The organism is Variovorax ureilyticus (assembly GCF_050632185.1).
Lineage (GTDB): Bacteria > Pseudomonadota > Gammaproteobacteria > Burkholderiales > Burkholderiaceae_C > Variovorax > Variovorax ureilyticus_A.
In genome coordinates, this window is sequence record NZ_CP192579.1 from 829,019 (window position 1) to 844,970 (window position 15,952).

The following is a 15,952-nucleotide window of genomic DNA, read 5'->3' on the forward strand; positions in this document are numbered from 1 at the left end:
CCACGCCCCCGGATCACACGCCCAGGTACGCGCGCCGCAGCCCCTCGTCCGCCAGCAGCGCCGCCGCCGGGCCGGCCATCGCCACCTCGCCATGCTCCAGCACATACCCGCGCTGCGCAAAGCTGAGCGAGCGGTGCACGTCCTGTTCCACGAGCAGGATCGTGATGCCTCGTGCGCTGATCTGCGGCAGCTTCTCGAAGATGTCCTTGACCATGATCGGCGCGAGGCCGATCGAGGGTTCGTCGAGCAGCAGCAGGCGCGGCGAGGTCATCAGCGCGCGGCCGATCGCGAGCATTTGCTGCTCGCCGCCGCTGAACGACTTGGCGAGTTGCTGCCGGCGTTCCTTGAGGCGAGGGAAGAGGGTGTAGACCCATTCGAGGTTGTCGCGGGCGCGTCGCGCATCGCGCAGCAGGTCGCCGCCGACACGCAGGTTGTCTTCCACGCCCATGTGGCCGAAGAGGCGTCGTCCTTCCATCACCTGGGCCATGCCCAGGCGCGCGATCTGGTGCGCCGCGCGGCCGCCGATACGCTCGCCCAGGAAGCGGATCTCCCCAGCCATCGGCGCGAGCGTGCCCATCACGGTGCGGATCAGCGTGGTCTTGCCCGCGCCGTTGGCGCCGACCATGCTGACGATCTCGCCCTCGGCCACGTCGAGGCTCACGCCGCGCAGGACCTGGACGTCACCGTAGCCGGCATCGAGCTGTCGGACTTCAAGCATGGGCTTCTCCCAGGTAGGCGGCGACCACCTGCGGGTCGTTCGCGACCGCGTTGGGTTCACCCTCGGCGATCTTGCAGCCATGGTGGACGACGACGATGCGGTCGGACATCCGCATGATCGCCTTCATGTTGTGCTCGATGACCAGCACCGCGACACCATCGCGCCGCAGCGACAGAACGAGATCGACCATCTCTCCGGTCTCGACCGTGGTCAGCCCGGCCATGACCTCGTCCAGCAGCAAGAGGCGCGGCCCGGTCGCGAGCGCCTTCGCCACTTCGAGCCGCTTGCGGCCGGAAAGCGTGAGCGTGCGTGCGATCTGCTGTTCACGCCCGCCGAGCCCGACGCGGCGCAGCACCGCGGCCGCGGCGCTCTCGGCGTCGTCGCGCCGGGGATGGCGCAGGAAGGCGCCGATCATGGCGTTCTCCAGCACCGTCATGTCGCCGAAGGGCTTCACGATCTGGAAGGTGCGCACCAGGCCGGCCGCGCAGATGTGCGCCGTGTCCCGGCCGTCGATGCGCCGGCCGTCGAACCAGATCTGGCCGTCGGTCGGCCTGAGGAAGCCGGAGGCCATCGCGAACAGCGTGGTCTTGCCCGCGCCGTTGGGGCCGATGAGGCCCACGATCTCGTTCGGCCGCACCGCAAAGCTGATGTCGTCGGACGCGCGAAGGCCGCCGAAGCTCTTGCCGACGCCGCGGAATTCGAGGAGGTTCATCGCGTCGCCTCCTTCATGCCGGCACGGCGCGCGGCATCGGTGGCGCGCGTCGACGACCGGCGCTCGCGCCAGCCGAGCCACAAGGCCCACAGGCCGCGCGGCTCCCAGCGGATGACCAGCATCAGCAGCAGGCCGTAGAGCATCATGTCCACACCCACCATGCCGCCGGACAGCGCACGCGCCAGTTCCTCGCCGGGCAGCAGCAGAAGGGCGCCGACCAGCGGCCCCCACAGCGTGCCGCGCCCGCCGATGATGCAGACCACCGCGATCACCACACCGAGGTTGGCGCCGAAGACCTTGTCCGGGCTGATGTAGAGAACGAGCTGCGCGTAGAAGGTGCCGCCGATGGCGGTGAGTCCGGCGCTGAGCATCGCCGCCGCGAGCTTGTAGCGCATGACCGGCACGCCCAGCGCGAGCGCGGCGTCCTGGTCGTTGCGCACCGCCGCGAGGTAGTAGCCGAAGCGGCTGCGAAGGATCGCGCGATTGACCAGCAGCGCGGCCGCGGTGAACACCAGCGCGACCACGTAGTAGAACTCCTTGCGGGTGTGCTGGAACTGCAGCGGCGCATCGCGCAGCAGCGTGACTTCCATGCCGCGCGGGCCGCCCAGCAGCGCGTCCGCGTTTTCCACCAGCGTTTTGAGCACCATCGCGGTGGCGATCGTCGCCAGCGCGAAGTAGGCGCCGCGCAGGTGCATGCACGACAGGCCCACGATCACCGCCGCGACCATCGCCAGCGCGGCGCCGACCCACATCCCGAACCACGGGCTCCAGCCGAGGTTCACGAAGAGCCAGGTGGACGTGTACGCGCCGATGCCGAAATAGGCCGCGTGTCCGAGCGACAGTTGCCCGGCGATGCCGCCGAGGATGTTCCAGGACAGCGCCAGGTAGGCATACAGCAGTGTCATGACCGCGATGGACAACAGGTACTGGTTGCCGCCGACCAGCGGTGCGAGTGCGGCCCCCACCAGCAGGACGGCGAGCACGCCGCGCGGCTTCGACGAGGAAGCGGAAGAGGAAGAGGTGACTTGCGTGTTCATTCGTTCTCCACGCCAAACAGGCCGCTCGGGCGGAAGTACATGACCGCCAGGAACAGCACGAAGATCAGGGCCTCGGCATAGGTCACCGGGATCAGCTGGCTGCCCACCGACTCGAGCACGCCGACGATGATCCCGCCCCAGAAGGCCCCGGCCACCGAGCCGATGCCGCCGAGCACCACGATGACGAAGGCGCGCAGGCCGAAGATGTCGCCGACGAAGGGATTGACCGGGTACAGCGGCAGCAGCAGCGCGCCGGCCACGCCGAGCACGCCCAGCCCGATCGCGAAGGACAGCTGGTAGATGCGCGCACTGTCGATGCCCAGCACGCTCGCGGCCTCGCGGTCCTGCCCGGTCGCGCGGATCGCGCGCCCCGTGCGGGTGTGGCGCAGGAAGGCCGCCAGCCCGGCGGTGATCGCGCAGGCCACCACCAGCCCGGCGATCTGCGGGTAGGTGAAGATCAGGTCGCCGGTCATGAGCACGTCGTTGGCCCAGGGGCTGTCGACGGTGTGGCTGTCCGGCCCGACCAGCGCCAGGAAGCCGTAGTCCATGAAGATCCACAGCCCGGTGCTGAAGATCAGCACGCCGATCGGCTCGCGCGCGGTTTCCTTGCGGTAGATGGCGTCGATCAGCCAGCGCTGTACCGCGTACCCGACGATGAAAAGCACCAGCGCGGTGAACGGGGCGGTGACGAGCGGGTGCAGTCCGGCGCGCTGGGCCAGCGCGAGCGAGACATACATCGCCATCATCAGGAATGAGCCATGGGCGAAATTGATGATCTTCATCACGCCGAACTGCAGGCTGAGCCCGAGCGCGATGAGTCCGTAGACGGCGCCGCTGGCAATGCCGCTCAGCAGGGCCTGGAGAAGAGTGGTCGACACGTGGGGTCCTTGCGAATGAGCGAGCGGCCGGCCGCGCCTGCGCGCGGCCGACCGGCTCGTGGGGCAGGCGTTCAGGGCTTCGGCGCGGCGTTCATCGGCCAGGCCATGCGGTAGCTCTTCGACGCCACGTTCTCCGGCCACACCGTGCGGTACTGGCTTTCGGGCGTGATCTGCTGCATCGCGTAGCGCTTCTTCGGGTTCTGTCCCTTCTCGTCGATCACGATGTCGTAGCCGAGCAGCTTGTTCAGGTCGGTGCCCTCGATGCGGGTCTTGGCGAGCGCATCGCGGATGGATTCGGGATCGGCCTTGCCGGCACGCTCCAGTGCGTCCTTGATCACCCACACCGCGCCGTAGGCGCTGACCGAGAGCTCATTGGGCTCGACCTTGTTGGCGGCGACGAACTCGTCCCAGAAGCGCTTGGCGAACGGCGTGGTGATGGCCGACTCGTAACCGGCCCACCCGTTGGTGGTGAACACGTTGGCCGCGGCCTCCTTGCCGACCAGCGGGATGAACTGGCTGTCGATCTGGCCGGCCGCGCTGCCGATGTAGGCCATCGCCTCCACGCGCATCTGCGCCAGCAGCTTGTGCAACTGCACCGCGTCGGCCGCATAGGACGTCACCGTCACGATGTCCGGCTTCTTGCCCTTGATCTTCAGCACCAGCGGGCGCAGGTCCGGCGAGTTGGGCGGATAGCCTTCGTCGAGCACGATCTCGACGCCCGCGGCCTTGAACTTCGCGCGCAGGGTGTTCGCCATGTCCTGGCCCCAGTCGGTGTTCTCGTAGACGATCGCCACCGTCTTCGCGGGCTTGCCGGTCGTCTTGCCGGCATAGCTGACGAAGTCAACCATGCTCTCGGCATTGCCGGACGCCGGCACCTGCACCGGGCGGAACACGTACTTGAAGCCGCGCTCGGTGATGTCGGCCTTGGCCGCGAGATCCACCACCCATGGCGTGCGGTTCTTCTCCGCCACCGCGGTGGCCGGGAAGGTGACGCCGCTCTGGAAGGCGCCGAGCAGAACCGGTGTCTTCTCGCGCGTGATCAGGCGCTCGACCTCGGTGATCGCCACCTTGGCGTCGCCGCGCGAATCGACCTCGACCAGCTCCAGCGGTGCGCCGCCCAGCGACTTGATGCCGCCGGCTTCGTTGATGTGCTTGACCGCGAGATGCGTGGCGCGCGACATGTCCTTGCCGATCGACGCGGCGGCGCTGCCCGACAGCGGGATCAGGTAGCCGATCTTGACCGGATCGGCGGCGTGGGCAAGGCCGGCGCCGAGCAGCGTGCTCGCGGCCAGGAGGATCGCGCCGCGGCGATGGAGGCGGGGAATGGAACGCATGGTGCAGGTCTCCTTTGTTGTGAAGTTCGTGAATCAGTCAGTAAGCGGACGAGGCGACGTCCCGGCCGCCCATGCAGGCATGGACCGCATCGAGCAGCCGGTGTGCGCGCTGGTTGAGCAGCACGCCGGGCCCCATGCGGTTCATGACGTAGCCGAAGCCGAGCCGGCGCGCGGGCGATGCGATGCCCAGCGAGCCGCCGGCACCGACATGGCCGAAGGCATCGGAACCGAAGCAGGCGCTGTCCTGGCCGGTGGCGCGGTTGTCCATCTGGCGCATGAAGCCAGCGCCGAAACGGGTGGGCACGCGCAGGCAGGCATCGTCGTGCGTGGCCGAGGTGATCTCGATCACGCGCGCAAGGGTGCCCGCGCGCAGGACGCGCACGCCGTCGCGCTCGCCGCCGAGTGCGAGCGTGCCATAGAGGCGGGCCAGCGCCCGCGCGTTGGTGATGCCGCCGGCCGCACCCAGTCCGGCCGCGTGGCCGATGCGGCTGTTGAAGCCGCTGGGCCGCCAGCCGCCGGTGTTCTTCATGTACAGCGCGGTGGGGCTCTGCGGTTCGTGAAGCAGCGCGTGCTCGAAGGGGTTGCGCGCCACCGTGAGCGGTGGCGGCGGCGTGATGCGCGCGACGCGCGGTTCTTCCGATTCGGGCAGTCCGATCCAGAAGTCCAGCCCAAGCGGCGCTGCGATCTGGTCGCGGAAGAATGCGCCGGGCAACTGGCCCGAGAGCCGACGGATCAGCTCGCCGACCAGCCAGCCGAACGTGAGCGCGTGATAGCCCACGCGCGTGCCGGGCGTCCAGAAGGGGCGCTCGCGCTCCAGGCGCTGCACCATCTGCGTCCAGTCGAAGGCGGCGCCGTCGGGCAGTGGCTCGCGCAGTGCGGGCAGGCCGGCGCTGTGGTCCAGCAGCATGCGCGGCGTGATGGCTTCCTTGCCCTCGGCGGCGAATGCGGGCCAGTAGTGCGCGACTGGCCGGTCGAGTTCCAGCTCGCCGGCTTCGGCCAGCCGGTGGGCGCACAGGGCCGTGGCAGGCTTGGTGTTGGAGAAAACGACGCACATCGTGTCGCGCCGCCAGGGCGTGCCGCCAGGCGCATCGGCCCAGCCGCCCCAGAGGTCGATCACCGTGCGGCCGTCGATCTCAACCGCCAGCGACGCGCCCAGCTCCTCACCCGCGGCCACGCTGCGTTCGAACAGCGCGCGCACCGGCGCGAAGGCGGCGTCGCAGTGGCCTTCGACGAGCGGGGTATCCGCGCTCATCGCGTGAGGGGCGCGCGGGCGCCGAAGCCCAGCAGGTAGCGCGCGTCGTTGGACAGCGTGGGCACCACTTCGGCCGGCAGCGTGCTCGTGAAGTCCGCGAAGTTGCGCAGCCACGAGACGTTGTAGTTGCACAGGATCGCGCGGCGCTGGCCGCCGGTGTCGTTCGGACCCGAGCGATGCCGGTGTTCGACAGCCAGATCGCCACCGAGCCCGCCGGCGCGGTCAGCGTGACCTCGCCTTCGAGCGGATCGCTGCCCCAGGGCGGCGCCTTGCGCAGCTTGTGGCTGCGTGGCATGACGCGCGTCGCACCGTTGTCGGCGGTGAAGTCGTCCAGCATCCACACGTTCTGCAGCGTGAGCGGAAACTCCGGCAGCGGCTCGGGGATCTGGCCCAGCGGCGCGTCCACGTGCCGGGCGCCGCCGCCGGTGCGCGGGCCGATGCTGGTCGACTGGAAGTCGTGCAGGTTGCAGTCCTCGCCGAGCACGTGGCGCACCATCGGCAGCACCACCGGGTGCTCGATCAGCGGGATCAGGTCCGGCGCCTTGTCCAGCAGGTTCCACACGCGCTGCGACTGGTCGTTGTCGAACAGCGTGGGCAGGTGCAGGAAGTTCTTCGACACCTTCTGGATCGGCACTGGCCAGCGGGTGCCGGCGTTGTCGCGGCGGTACTGGTGCACTCGCGCGACCATGCGGCGTGCCTCGGCGTCGCTCACGGTGTAGTGCTTGCGGTAGTAGGCCTCGATCTCGGCATCGTCGTCGTGGTGCTCATCGTCCCGCGGCATCGGCTCGGCGAGTTCTTGCGCCATGAGCTGCGCCACGCGCTCGCGTGCGTGGGCCAGCTGGTCTGCTTCCAGCACGTTCTCGATCACCGCGTAGCCCTCTTCGGCGAGCTGGTGCTTGAGGGCTTCGATGTCGATCTTCTGGGTCATGTCCTTCGTTCCTTTTCGTTGTGGGAGACGGACGCGATCAACCGGCGTCCACGGCTTCGTCGGGGCTTCGTTCAGGCAGCGGCGACCGGCGCCAGGGTATTGCGCGCGAGCTTGCCGACGCTGGTGCGCGGCAGCCGCTCCAGCACGCCGATGGCGCGGGGCACCTTGTAGCCGGCGAGCTGCGCGGCGCACAGGGATTGCAGTCGTTCGACGTCGACCGTGCGGCCGGGCGCGGCCGTCACCCATGCGTGGACCACCTGGCCCATGCGCGCATCCGGCGCGGCGAAGGCGGCGGCCTCGCCGACCTCGGGACAGGACAACAGCACCTGCTCGATCTCGATCGGATAGACCTTGAAGCCGGCCACATTGATCGTGTCGTGCTGCCGGCCCTGGATGTAGACGTAGCCGTCCTCGTCGATCAGCGCGACGTCGCCGGTGTAGAGCCAGCCGCCCTGCAGCGCCTGTGCGGTCTGTTCGGGCAGGTTCCGGTAGCCGGCCATCACCTGCGGGCCGCGCACGCGGATCTGACCGGCATGGCCCGTCGGCAATGGCGTGGTTCCTTCGGCGAGGTCCACGATCTGAAGCTCGCAGCCGGGCACCGGCAGGCCGACCGAACCGGCGCGTCGCTCGCGGTGCATCGGGTTGAAGGTCAGGCACGGGCCGGCCTCGCTCATGCCATAGCCCTCGTGGATGGCGCAGCCGGTGGCCTGCTCGAAGCGCTCCAGCGTCTCGCGCGGCAGCGGCGCTGCACCGGAGAAGCAGGCACGCAGGCTGGACAGCCGCGCGCGGTCCAGCGGCTGCTTGAGCAGGTCGTAGAAGATCGTCGGCGCCGCCGACATCAGCGTCACCCGATGCTGAGCGATGGCCTGCAGCACCGCCTGCGCGTTGAAGCGGCGGTGGATGACCAGTTCGCCGTGCGCATGCAGGCACAGGTGCAGCGACATCGACACCGCCGACACATGGAACAGCGGCATCGTGCAGAGCACCACCTCGGCGCCGCGCCGCGTGGGCAGCCAGGCTTCGCGCTGCACGATGTTCCAGGCGATCTGCCGGTGCAGGATGTTCACGCCCTTGGGCCGGCCGGTGGTGCCGCCGGTGTACTGCAGCGTCGCGAGATCTTCGTGGCCCGGCAGCGCGTCGGGCAGTGCGCAGGCTTCGGGCAGCAGTGCGGCCAGTCCGTTGCCGTCGCCGGTGCACCAGAAGGCGCCGGCATCGAGGTGCGGGCAAAGGGCGGGCAGGTCCAGCGTGATGCTGTCGTCGAAGAGCACCATGCATGGGGTGGCATCGGCGAGCATCAGTGCCAGCTCACGTTCGCTGTAGCCTGGATTCAGGGGCACTGCCTGTGCGCGCAGCGCGTGCACCGCGAAGGTGGCAACCGCGAGGTCGAGCGAATTGCGCATCAGGATCGCGACCCGGTCGCCCGCACCGGCACGCGCGCCGATGCGCCGTGCCACGGCGCCGACCAGCCCCGCGTATTGCGCGTAGTCGAGCCGCGTTCCCTCGAAGAAGATTGCCGGTGCATGCGGGCATTCCGCCGCCGCGTCGCGCAGCAGATGGACAACCGACGCAGGCACGACGCCCAGCGCCGGGGTTTCGGAGCGCATGCCGCTCATGCATCGCCTTCCCGGCGCTTCTTCTTGAGGTCGCTCGCTTCCCACACGGTGCGCCGCCCTTCGGCGCCGAGCAGCGTGATCGGGTCGCGGTTGTCGATATGACCGTACTGGCCCTTGTAGATGCTGTAGCCGCACAGCTCCTGCAGGCGGCGCGGAAAGCGGCGCGCGACCTCGGCGGGAATACCGAGCTGCAGGTTCTCCTGCTGGCGCATCCAGCCGGCACAGTAGTAGCAGGACAGTGCATAGCGGCGCGCGCCGGTCGTGTTGGCGCCGCCCTTGTGCCACAGCGCGCTGTCGAACAGCATCACGCTGCCGGCCTTCATGGTGGCCTGCACGGTGGGTATGTCGGCGCCGTAGGGCGGCGGTGCAGTTTCGCGGTGGCTTCCGGGCACGATGTGGGTGGCGCCGTTGTCGGGCGTGAAGTCGCTCAGGGCCCAGATCGCGTTGACCGCGATCGGTGCGCGCGGGCGGGCCAGTGGGAGCTGCTGCGTGTCCTCGTGCAGCGGCTGCGCCTCCTGTCCCGGGCCGAGGGTCAGCGAGCACAGCGACGACAGCAGCAGCTCGGGGTCGAGCAGCCGCTCGGCCAGCGCCAGCACCTGCGGCTGCAGCGGCACGCGCCAGAAGAGCGGGTCGTGCACCAGCAGGTTGTTGATGCGAACGGTCTTCAGTCCCTCGAAGGAGGTGCGCGCATAGCCGAAGCCATGCTCGGCCTCCACGCGCAGCAGCGCCTCGGTGAGCGCCAACACTTCCTGGCGCGGGATGATCTCGGGCATTACCACGTATCCGTCTCGTGCGAACGCGGCCTGCCACTGGTCCAGCTCGTTGGCCGGTGCCGTCGAAGATGCAGTCTCCATGGTTCTCGTCGTTGTCGTTGTTGCAGAAGGCGGCCGCTTGTGCGGCATGGTCGATGGGCGTCGATGTGGCGATCTTCCGGCGCGCTACCGCGCGCCACCAGTGCGCAGCGTCCACCGCGGACATGCATTCCGTCCACTGGCGGGGAGGGGTTCGCCCTCTCGGCACACACTGCATGTGCCGGGTAGGATCGGCCGCTATTCCCATGAGCGAACCGAACTACCATCGCAGCACCGAGGCCGTTGCGCCGCGCGAGCAATTCGCGTACTGGCGCGACGCGATCTCCGATGCCTACGTGCCGCTGGAGCCGGAGCGCGCACACGCACCGGCATTCGCGGGCCGCATCGATGGCCTGATGCTGCCTGCGCTGCGCAGCTCCACCATCGCTGCCGAAGCGCACGAGGTGCGCCTTTCGGCCAGTGGCATGGCGCGTCGCGGCGGTGCGCCGTTCTTCGTCAACCTGATGCGCTACGGAGAGGCGGTGGTGACGCAGGACGGGCAGACGCTGCTCGCCCGCCCAGGCGATGTCTACGTGGTCGATTGCGATTCCCCATGGCGTGTCGATTTCAGGAGCAGCTTCAGCATGTTCTGCATCGAGATCGACGACGCGTTGCTGCGTCCGCGGCTCGGCCGTCGCGGACGCCTTGCCTCGCCGGTGCTGGCCGGCGACGGTGGTACAGGCCGCATCCTCGCGAGCTACATGCGCCTGGTGCACGAGCTGCCGCCCGACGATCTGTTGCAGGTGCAGTCGCTGATGGTGGGCCACTGCAGCGATCTGCTCTCGCGGGCCCAGCAGGCCGAGCTGCCGGAGGAACGCGCACGCCGCGTGAGGGGCGAGGCGCTCGAGCGCATCCTGGCGCTGGTCCGTCGCCGGCTGCAGGACCGCACGCTCACACCCGAATCCGCCTGCGCGGAGCTGGGTGTCTCGCGCAGCTACCTCTTCAAGATCCTGGCCGAGGGCGGCCACACCTTCAGCGGCTATGTGCGCCAGTGCCGGCTCGACGAATGCCGGCGCCTGCTGGTCGAGCAGCCGCGCCGGCCCGTGTCGGACATCGCGGCCGACTGGGGCTTTGACGACGTGTCATCCTTCAATCGCGCTTTTCGCGCGCGTTTCGGCCATCCCCCCGGGCAGCTTCGGCTGTGACCTGCGCCGCGCCGGCCCGGGCGAGGCACGTTGTGTGCATGCCACGTCGCCGGCAAGAAATCGGCCGGGATCTTTCGCGCGGCAAATTAAGATCGCACGCACGGCGGTCCGCTGTTGTTGGCGGTGTAAAGCCGCGTTAAGGGCCCCTCGTGAGGGGCTTTTTTTGTGCCTGATAGACAGGGGGCAGTATTGCCATGATTGGAAATTCGTCGTTCGCGGGCTTGGGCAATTCGTCCTTTGCCAGCCTCACGCCGGCGCCCGCGTCCGCCGACGAGGCCGAGCCGTGGGTTCGCGGTGAGCTGATTCGCAGCCTGATGCGGGCCTCGCGCGGCTCGTACCTGCTGGCCGCGGCGCTGATGCCGGCGATGGTTGGGCTGAGCTGGGGCCATGTACCCGTCTGGCAGCTCATGGTCTGGCTCGCGATCGGCATCGCGGCCACCGGCTGCCGCATCTGGGGCGAGCAGATCTATGCGCGCCACTACGCCGACCGCGATTCGGCCGCCCAGCAATACTTCGTCGACCACTATCGCTTTCTCTGGAGCACCAGTGCCTTCGCGTGGGGCTTGTCGATCCTGATCTTCTTCGAGCGCACGCCGATGGTGAACCAGTTCATGAGCTGGCTCATCGTCGCCGGGGTCGCGACCTTCCCGCTCAACGGCCTCGCGCTGCATCCGCCGCTGCTCAAGCGCTACGTGAATACGCTGTTCTTCACGATGGTCGCGGCCGTTGCACTGCGGATGATCGAACTCAACTTCGAGAAGCCGCATTTCCACTATGGCTTCCTGATGCTGCCGGGCCTGCACTGGTGGCTGCTGCTGCGCGCCGGCCGGCGCATCCACGAGACGGCGCGCAACAGCTTCGAGCTGCTGTTCCACAACCACATCCTGATCAACTCGCTCACGCAGCAGCGGCAGGCGGCCGTGTCGGCAGTGGCGATGAAGAACCGCTTCCTCGCGAGCGCTGCGCACGACATGCGCCAGCCGGTGCTCGCGCTGTCGCTCTACGCGGACTGGTTGCGAAACGAGCCCGAACTGGTGGCCGAGATCGCGCCCAAGATCGTGCGCGCCACGCATGCGGTGAACGCGCTCTTCGATTCGCTGTTCGATCTTGCCCGGATCGATTCGGGCCAGGTGCGGTTGCATATCGAGCGGGTCGACGTCGCGCAGCTGCTGCACGATCTCGAGCTGCAATACCGCCCGGTCGCGGAAGCCAAGGGCCTGACTTTCCGCATGCATGTGACGCCCGGCACGGTGCTCACCGATCCGATCCGAGTGCGCCGCATGATCGGCAACCTGCTCGCCAACGCGATCAAGTACACCGCCGAGGGCGGCGTGCTGCTCGCGTCAAGGCAGACGCGCGACGGCTTGCGGGTGGAGGTCTGGGACACCGGCATCGGCATCGCCCGCGAACATCTGCGCGACGTGTTCCTGGAGTTCTACAAGGTGGCCGACCATGCCGGCACCTCGGACGGCTTCGGCCTCGGCCTTGCGATCGTGGCCCGCCTGTCGCATGCGCTGGGCCACCCGGTCAGCGTGCGGTCGCGCCTGGGCAAGGGCAGCGTGTTCCGCGTCGCATTGCACGACGCCGACGAGAGTCAGGCCCAGACGCGAATCTCGGGCGCAGTCGGCTGATCCGGCAAGCCAGGGCTCCCGCGGAACCGGCTTACCCTGCCGCGAGCGCAGGCGGCCAAACGGCGGACGCATCCGCAGGCGGTACGGAGGCGAGGAGCCGGCGTGTGTAGGGGTGCTGGGGGTTGGCGAACACCTCTTCGGGGTCGCCCTCCTCGAGCACGTTGCCACTTTGCATCACCACCACGCGCGAGCAAAGGTAGCGAACGACCGAGAGATCGTGCGAGATCAGCACCAGCGCAATGCCGTGACGCCGCCCCAGTTCGATCAACAGGTTGAGCACCTGGGCCTGGACCGAGACGTCGAGCCCGGACACGATTTCGTCGGCGACCACCAGCCTGGGCATCACGCACAAGGCACGGCCGATGTTCACGCGCTGTTTCTGTCCGCCCGAGAGCTGACTGGGAAACCGCGCCAGCGCGTCGTGCGGCAAGCCGACGTCGCTCTGCAGCTCGCGCGCACGCGCCTCGCGCGGATGGCGCCCGAGCACTGGCTGCCATCTGATCGGATTCATAGGCCTGCGTGAGGAGCCGGAACACCGAGCGACGGGGATTCAGAGCCGAGTGAGGGTCCTGGAAGATCATCTGCACGTGTTCGCGCGTGAGTCGCAAGGTGTGCCGGTCGGAGCGCTCCTGGCCTTCGATCAGCAGCCGGCCGCTGGTGAGTTGCTCGGCCCCGACGATCAGCCTTGCCACCGAACTTTTGCCGCTGCCGCTTTCCCCGACGATGCCGACGAACTCGCCGGGCCGGATCTTGAGCGAGAGCCGGTTGACCGCCACGTTGTGTACCTTGCGACGGCCCAGCAGCCCGCGGCGTGCCGTGTAGCGCAACGTCGCGTCCTGCAGTTCCACCAGCGGGGGCGCGGCGGCATCGCCCGCCGGTGCTTTCCAGGCTTCGTTGTCCGCGGCGGGTGCCGCAACCGCGTGGTCATGGGTGAATTCCAGCGGCGCGATGCAACGTACCCAATGGCCGGCGGTCGGTGCAAGCAGCGCCGGCGGCCGCTCGGTGCAAGCGGCCTGCCGTTGCGGACAGCGCCCCGCGAAGCGGCAGCCTGCGATCGCGCCCAGCGCGGCGACGCCCGGCATCTGGCCGCTCAGGACCGGCAGCCGGCGCTGCGGCCCGTGCACGTCGGGCGTGGCGTGATCCAGCGCCCAGGTGTAGGGATGGCGCGAGCGGCTCAGCACCTCGCGCGCGGGGCCGCATTCGACCTGCTCGCCGGCGTAGAACACCGCAATCTCGTCGCACACGTGGGCCGCGAGGCGCAGGTCGTGCGTGATCAGCAGCATCGCGGTCTGGTGAATGCGCCTTTGCTCCGCGAGCAACTGCAGCACGACGGCCTGGCTGACGACGTCGAGCGCGGTGGTCGGCTCGTCGGCCACGATCAGTGCCGGGTTGGCGACGAAGGCCATTGCGATCAGCACGCGCTGACACTGGCCGCCCGAGAGTTGATGCGGAAAGCGGTCGGCCAACTCGGCCGGCTCGGGCAGGTGGACGGACGCCAGCTGTTCCAGCATCAGGCGCTGGCGCTCGCCGGCCGGCACGCCCAGGTGAGCGAGATGCTCATGGAAGGTCTGCGCGATCGTGAGCACCGGGTTCAGTGCGGTGAGCGGCTCTTGAGGCACGAACGCGATGCGCCGCCCCAATAGCCGGCGCCGCGCAGCGGCGTCCAAGGTCGACAGGTCGATGCCATCGAACACGATGCGCCCGTTGCTGATCTCGAAGCCGGCGGGAATGTGGCCCGCGATCACGCGGCCGACCATGCTCTTGCCGGCGCCCGATTCGCCGACCAGCCCGAGCACTTTGCCGCGCTCCAGCCTGAGCGAGATGTCGCGCAGCAGGTCGACCTTCACGCCGCCAAGGCGGGCCGTCAATGTGAGACTGGAGATGTCCAGCATGTCATTCGCTCCGAAGGCGCAGCCGCGGGTCCAGGGCGACGCGGACGCCGTCGCCGAAGAGGTTGCAGCCCAGGACCGTGAGGATGATGCAGGCGACCGGCACCAGCATCACCCAGGCCGCACTTTGCAGGTCGGCGCGGCCATCGGCCAGCATCTGGCCCCAGGTCGTGACCTGCGCCGGCACTGCGAGGCCGATGAAGGACAGCGTGGCCTCGACCACGATCGCGATCCCCATTTCGATCGAGAACAGCGTGATCATCAGCGGAACGACCGCCGGCAGCACTTCGCGCAGCATGGTGCGCAGATGGCTGAAGCCCAGCAACTGTGCCGCCAGCACGTAGTCGCGGCGCCGGGTCACCAGCACGTCGGCGCGGACCACGCGGCAAAAGCGCGTCCAATCCACCAGCACCACCGCGAGGATCACCTTGTCGACACCGGCTCCGAGGCCGACCAGCAGAATCAGCGACAGCACCACGGGCGGGAAGGACATCCAGAGATCGACCACGTAGCTGATCGCGCGGTCCACGAGGCCGCCGAAGTAGCCGCCGAGCATGGCCAGGGTGCTGCCCAGCAGCATGGAGCCGAGCGCCGCGACGATGGCGACGGTCAGCGCCACGCGCGCGCCGTAGATCGCGCGCGACAGCACGCAGCGGCCCAGGCCGTCGGTGCCGAGCGGGAACAGGGCGTCGCCGCCCGGCGCCCACATGGGAGGGGTCAGCATGTGCAGCAGGTCCTGTTCGAGCGGATCGTGCGGGGCAACCCAGGGTGCGAACACCGCCAGCAGCAGCACGGCCAGCAGGATGCATCCGCCCACCCAGACGCGTGGCTGACGGGCGAGCTGGCGCAGCGCGCTGCGGCTCACGGTGAAGGAGGGGGCGACGATCGGTGCCGGTGAGCTCATCGTGGCGGTCGTGGTCATTGGGTTCTCAGTCGTGGGTTCAACACGGCATACAGCACATCGACGACCACGGTGATCGCCAGCATCAGTACGCAGAAGATCAGGGCGATGCCCTGGATCAGCGGCAAGTCGTTACCCTTGACCGCCTGCACCATCAGGTTCCCGACGCCCGGAAAGCCGAAGATCATTTCGACCAGCAGAGCGCCGCCGAACAGGAAGCCGAACTGCACGCCGATCATGGTGATCGTCGGCAAGGCCGCGTTCTTGAGCATGTGGCGCCACACGATGCGCGCTTCGGAGAGGCCTCGCAGCCGTGCGGCTTCCACGTAGGGTTCGTTGGCAGCGTCGATCAGGCTCGAGCGCAGCACCCGGATCACCAGCGGCGCAAAGCCAAGGGCCAGCGCCAGGGCGGGCAGCAGCAGGTGCGACAGCGCGGTGAGCCAGCCGTCGAAGCGGCCCACCAGCAGCAGGTCGATGAGCGCGAAGCCCGTGATGTCGGGCAGCACCACGCCTTCGCCGACCCGCCCGCTGAAGGGCAGGACCGGCCACAGCACACCGAAGGCCAGGATCAGCAGCAGGCTCCAGAGGAAGGACGGGATCGATTGCATCAGCGCCACCGCGAGATCGGCAGCGGTTTCGCGCCGGCGCTGGTAGAGCGCATAGGCAAGCACCCCGCCCGGCACGCTGATCAGAAGCGCGAGCACCAGGCCGGCCAGCGTCAGCTCCAGCGTCGCCGGCAGCGAAACAAACATCAATTGGGCGACCGGTTGGCGGAAGTTGATCGAAGTGCCCAGGTTGCCGCTCAAGGCCTGCCAGAGCCAGATCAGGAATTGCTGCGGCAAGGGCTTGTCGAAACCGAGCTGCTGGCGAAGTGCCGCCGCATCGGCCGCGGTCGCCGAGGCAGGCAGCAGCATCGCGAGCGGATCGACCGGCAGCATGCGCAGCACGACGAACACCACCAGCGACAGCAGAAGCAGCGTTGGGATCGCCAGAAGCAGCCGGCGCAGCACGATCGCTGAAATGATCTGGAACATGTCTCGATCCTTGCGCGAGGTTGGCCTGG

At 68.6% G+C, this 15,952-nt stretch carries 14 protein-coding genes and 1 pseudogene; 2 read left to right on the forward strand and 13 right to left on the reverse strand.

All coding sequences use genetic code 11. The annotated features are described in order from the left end of the window. Nucleotides 1-13 precede the first annotated feature (13 nt). The 9 genes from ACQ858_RS03980 to ACQ858_RS04020 all read right to left on the reverse strand — a co-directional run bounded on the left by ACQ858_RS03980 (nucleotide 14) and on the right by ACQ858_RS04020 (nucleotide 9,326). Complete coding sequence (locus ACQ858_RS03980) at nucleotides 14-718, reverse strand: ABC transporter ATP-binding protein (protein WP_431275512.1); 705 nt, start codon at nucleotides 716-718, stop codon at nucleotides 14-16. Next, complete coding sequence (locus ACQ858_RS03985) at nucleotides 711-1,430, reverse strand: ABC transporter ATP-binding protein (protein WP_431275513.1); 720 nt, start codon at nucleotides 1,428-1,430, stop codon at nucleotides 711-713. Before ACQ858_RS03985 ends, ACQ858_RS03980 begins: the two co-directional genes overlap by 8 nt. Next, entirely contained in the window at nucleotides 1,427-2,467 is a 1,041-nt protein-coding gene (locus tag ACQ858_RS03990) for a branched-chain amino acid ABC transporter permease (protein ID WP_431275514.1), read from the reverse strand. The genes ACQ858_RS03985 and ACQ858_RS03990 overlap by 4 nt, the downstream gene beginning before the upstream one ends. Continuing rightward, on the reverse strand, nucleotides 2,464-3,345 hold the full coding sequence (locus tag ACQ858_RS03995; protein WP_431275515.1) for a branched-chain amino acid ABC transporter permease: 882 nt from the start codon (nucleotides 3,343-3,345) through the stop codon (nucleotides 2,464-2,466). The genes ACQ858_RS03990 and ACQ858_RS03995 overlap by 4 nt, the downstream gene beginning before the upstream one ends. 71 nt (nucleotides 3,346-3,416) lie before the next feature. Next, nucleotides 3,417-4,679: an ABC transporter substrate-binding protein gene (locus ACQ858_RS04000; protein ID WP_431275516.1), complete on the reverse strand. Its 1,263-nt coding sequence runs from the start codon at nucleotides 4,677-4,679 to the stop codon at nucleotides 3,417-3,419. 37 nt (nucleotides 4,680-4,716) lie between these two features. Next, on the reverse strand, nucleotides 4,717-5,931 hold the full coding sequence (locus ACQ858_RS04005; protein ID WP_431275517.1) for a serine hydrolase domain-containing protein: 1,215 nt from the start codon (nucleotides 5,929-5,931) through the stop codon (nucleotides 4,717-4,719). Next, a complete protein-coding gene (locus ACQ858_RS04010; RefSeq protein ID WP_431275518.1) occupies nucleotides 5,840-6,859 on the reverse strand; it encodes a phytanoyl-CoA dioxygenase family protein in 1,020 nt (339 codons plus the stop codon). The genes ACQ858_RS04005 and ACQ858_RS04010 overlap by 92 nt, the downstream gene beginning before the upstream one ends. A gap of 71 nt (nucleotides 6,860-6,930) precedes the next feature. Next, nucleotides 6,931-8,463 carry a class I adenylate-forming enzyme family protein gene (locus ACQ858_RS04015; RefSeq protein ID WP_431275519.1) on the reverse strand — a complete coding sequence of 511 codons (1,533 nt, stop codon included), beginning with the start codon at nucleotides 8,461-8,463 and terminating at the stop codon, nucleotides 6,931-6,933. A 5-nt stretch (nucleotides 8,464-8,468) separates the two neighbouring features. Then, complete coding sequence (locus ACQ858_RS04020) at nucleotides 8,469-9,326, reverse strand: phytanoyl-CoA dioxygenase family protein (protein WP_431275520.1); 858 nt, start codon at nucleotides 9,324-9,326, stop codon at nucleotides 8,469-8,471. Between the two features lie 203 nt (nucleotides 9,327-9,529). On the opposite strand from ACQ858_RS04020, the gene ACQ858_RS04025 reads away from it, so the two are divergent. Together ACQ858_RS04025 and shkS are read left to right on the forward strand one after the other, a co-directional pair. Beyond that, on the forward strand, nucleotides 9,530-10,468 hold the full coding sequence (locus tag ACQ858_RS04025) for an AraC family transcriptional regulator (RefSeq protein WP_431275521.1): 939 nt from the start codon (nucleotides 9,530-9,532) through the stop codon (nucleotides 10,466-10,468). 194 nt (nucleotides 10,469-10,662) lie between these two features. Beyond that, nucleotides 10,663-12,099 carry a surface-behavior sensor histidine kinase ShkS gene (gene shkS / locus ACQ858_RS04030; RefSeq protein ID WP_431275522.1) on the forward strand — a complete coding sequence of 479 codons (1,437 nt, stop codon included), beginning with the start codon at nucleotides 10,663-10,665 and terminating at the stop codon, nucleotides 12,097-12,099. Nucleotides 12,100-12,130: 31 nt separating this feature from the next. Here the strand turns inward: shkS and ACQ858_RS04035 are convergent, their stop codons facing one another. From ACQ858_RS04035 to ACQ858_RS04050, 4 genes and pseudogenes are all read right to left on the reverse strand, one after another. After that, nucleotides 12,131-12,610: an ATP-binding cassette domain-containing protein gene (locus tag ACQ858_RS04035; RefSeq protein WP_431276779.1), complete on the reverse strand. Its 480-nt coding sequence runs from the start codon at nucleotides 12,608-12,610 to the stop codon at nucleotides 12,131-12,133. Nucleotides 12,611-12,650: 40 nt separating this feature from the next. Further along, a pseudogene (locus tag ACQ858_RS04040) lies at nucleotides 12,651-13,991 on the reverse strand (oligopeptide/dipeptide ABC transporter ATP-binding protein); the annotation flags it as partial. Between the two features lies 1 nt (nucleotide 13,992). Next, nucleotides 13,993-14,910, reverse strand: a complete 918-nt coding sequence (locus tag ACQ858_RS04045) for an ABC transporter permease (protein ID WP_431275523.1) — start codon at nucleotides 14,908-14,910, stop codon at nucleotides 13,993-13,995. Then, nucleotides 14,907-15,923: an ABC transporter permease gene (locus ACQ858_RS04050; RefSeq protein ID WP_431275524.1), complete on the reverse strand. Its 1,017-nt coding sequence runs from the start codon at nucleotides 15,921-15,923 to the stop codon at nucleotides 14,907-14,909. The genes ACQ858_RS04045 and ACQ858_RS04050 overlap by 4 nt, the downstream gene beginning before the upstream one ends. Between the last annotated feature and the right edge of the window lie 29 nt (nucleotides 15,924-15,952).

What these genes read in the sequence shown, in the direction of transcription:
- ACQ858_RS04010 (WP_431275518.1), bottom strand. Translation starts at nt 6,859, where the DNA reads ATGACCCAGAAGATCGACATCGAAGCCCTCAAGCACCAGCTCGCCGAA.
- ACQ858_RS04025 (WP_431275521.1), top strand. Translation starts at nt 9,530, where the DNA reads ATGAGCGAACCGAACTACCATCGCAGCACCGAGGCCGTTGCGCCGCGC.
- ACQ858_RS04050 (WP_431275524.1), bottom strand. Translation starts at nt 15,923, where the DNA reads ATGTTCCAGATCATTTCAGCGATCGTGCTGCGCCGGCTGCTTCTGGCG.
- ACQ858_RS04020 (WP_431275520.1), bottom strand. Translation starts at nt 9,326, where the DNA reads ATGGAGACTGCATCTTCGACGGCACCGGCCAACGAGCTGGACCAGTGG.
- shkS (WP_431275522.1), top strand. Translation starts at nt 10,663, where the DNA reads ATGATTGGAAATTCGTCGTTCGCGGGCTTGGGCAATTCGTCCTTTGCC.
- ACQ858_RS03985 (WP_431275513.1), bottom strand. Translation starts at nt 1,430, where the DNA reads ATGAACCTCCTCGAATTCCGCGGCGTCGGCAAGAGCTTCGGCGGCCTT.
- ACQ858_RS03990 (WP_431275514.1), bottom strand. Translation starts at nt 2,467, where the DNA reads ATGAACACGCAAGTCACCTCTTCCTCTTCCGCTTCCTCGTCGAAGCCG.
- ACQ858_RS04045 (WP_431275523.1), bottom strand. Translation starts at nt 14,910, where the DNA reads ATGACCACGACCGCCACGATGAGCTCACCGGCACCGATCGTCGCCCCC.
- ACQ858_RS03980 (WP_431275512.1), bottom strand. Translation starts at nt 718, where the DNA reads ATGCTTGAAGTCCGACAGCTCGATGCCGGCTACGGTGACGTCCAGGTC.
- ACQ858_RS04035 (WP_431276779.1), bottom strand. Translation starts at nt 12,610, where the DNA reads ATGAATCCGATCAGATGGCAGCCAGTGCTCGGGCGCCATCCGCGCGAG.
- ACQ858_RS04005 (WP_431275517.1), bottom strand. Translation starts at nt 5,931, where the DNA reads ATGAGCGCGGATACCCCGCTCGTCGAAGGCCACTGCGACGCCGCCTTC.
- ACQ858_RS04015 (WP_431275519.1), bottom strand. Translation starts at nt 8,463, where the DNA reads ATGCGCTCCGAAACCCCGGCGCTGGGCGTCGTGCCTGCGTCGGTTGTC.
- ACQ858_RS04000 (WP_431275516.1), bottom strand. Translation starts at nt 4,679, where the DNA reads ATGCGTTCCATTCCCCGCCTCCATCGCCGCGGCGCGATCCTCCTGGCC.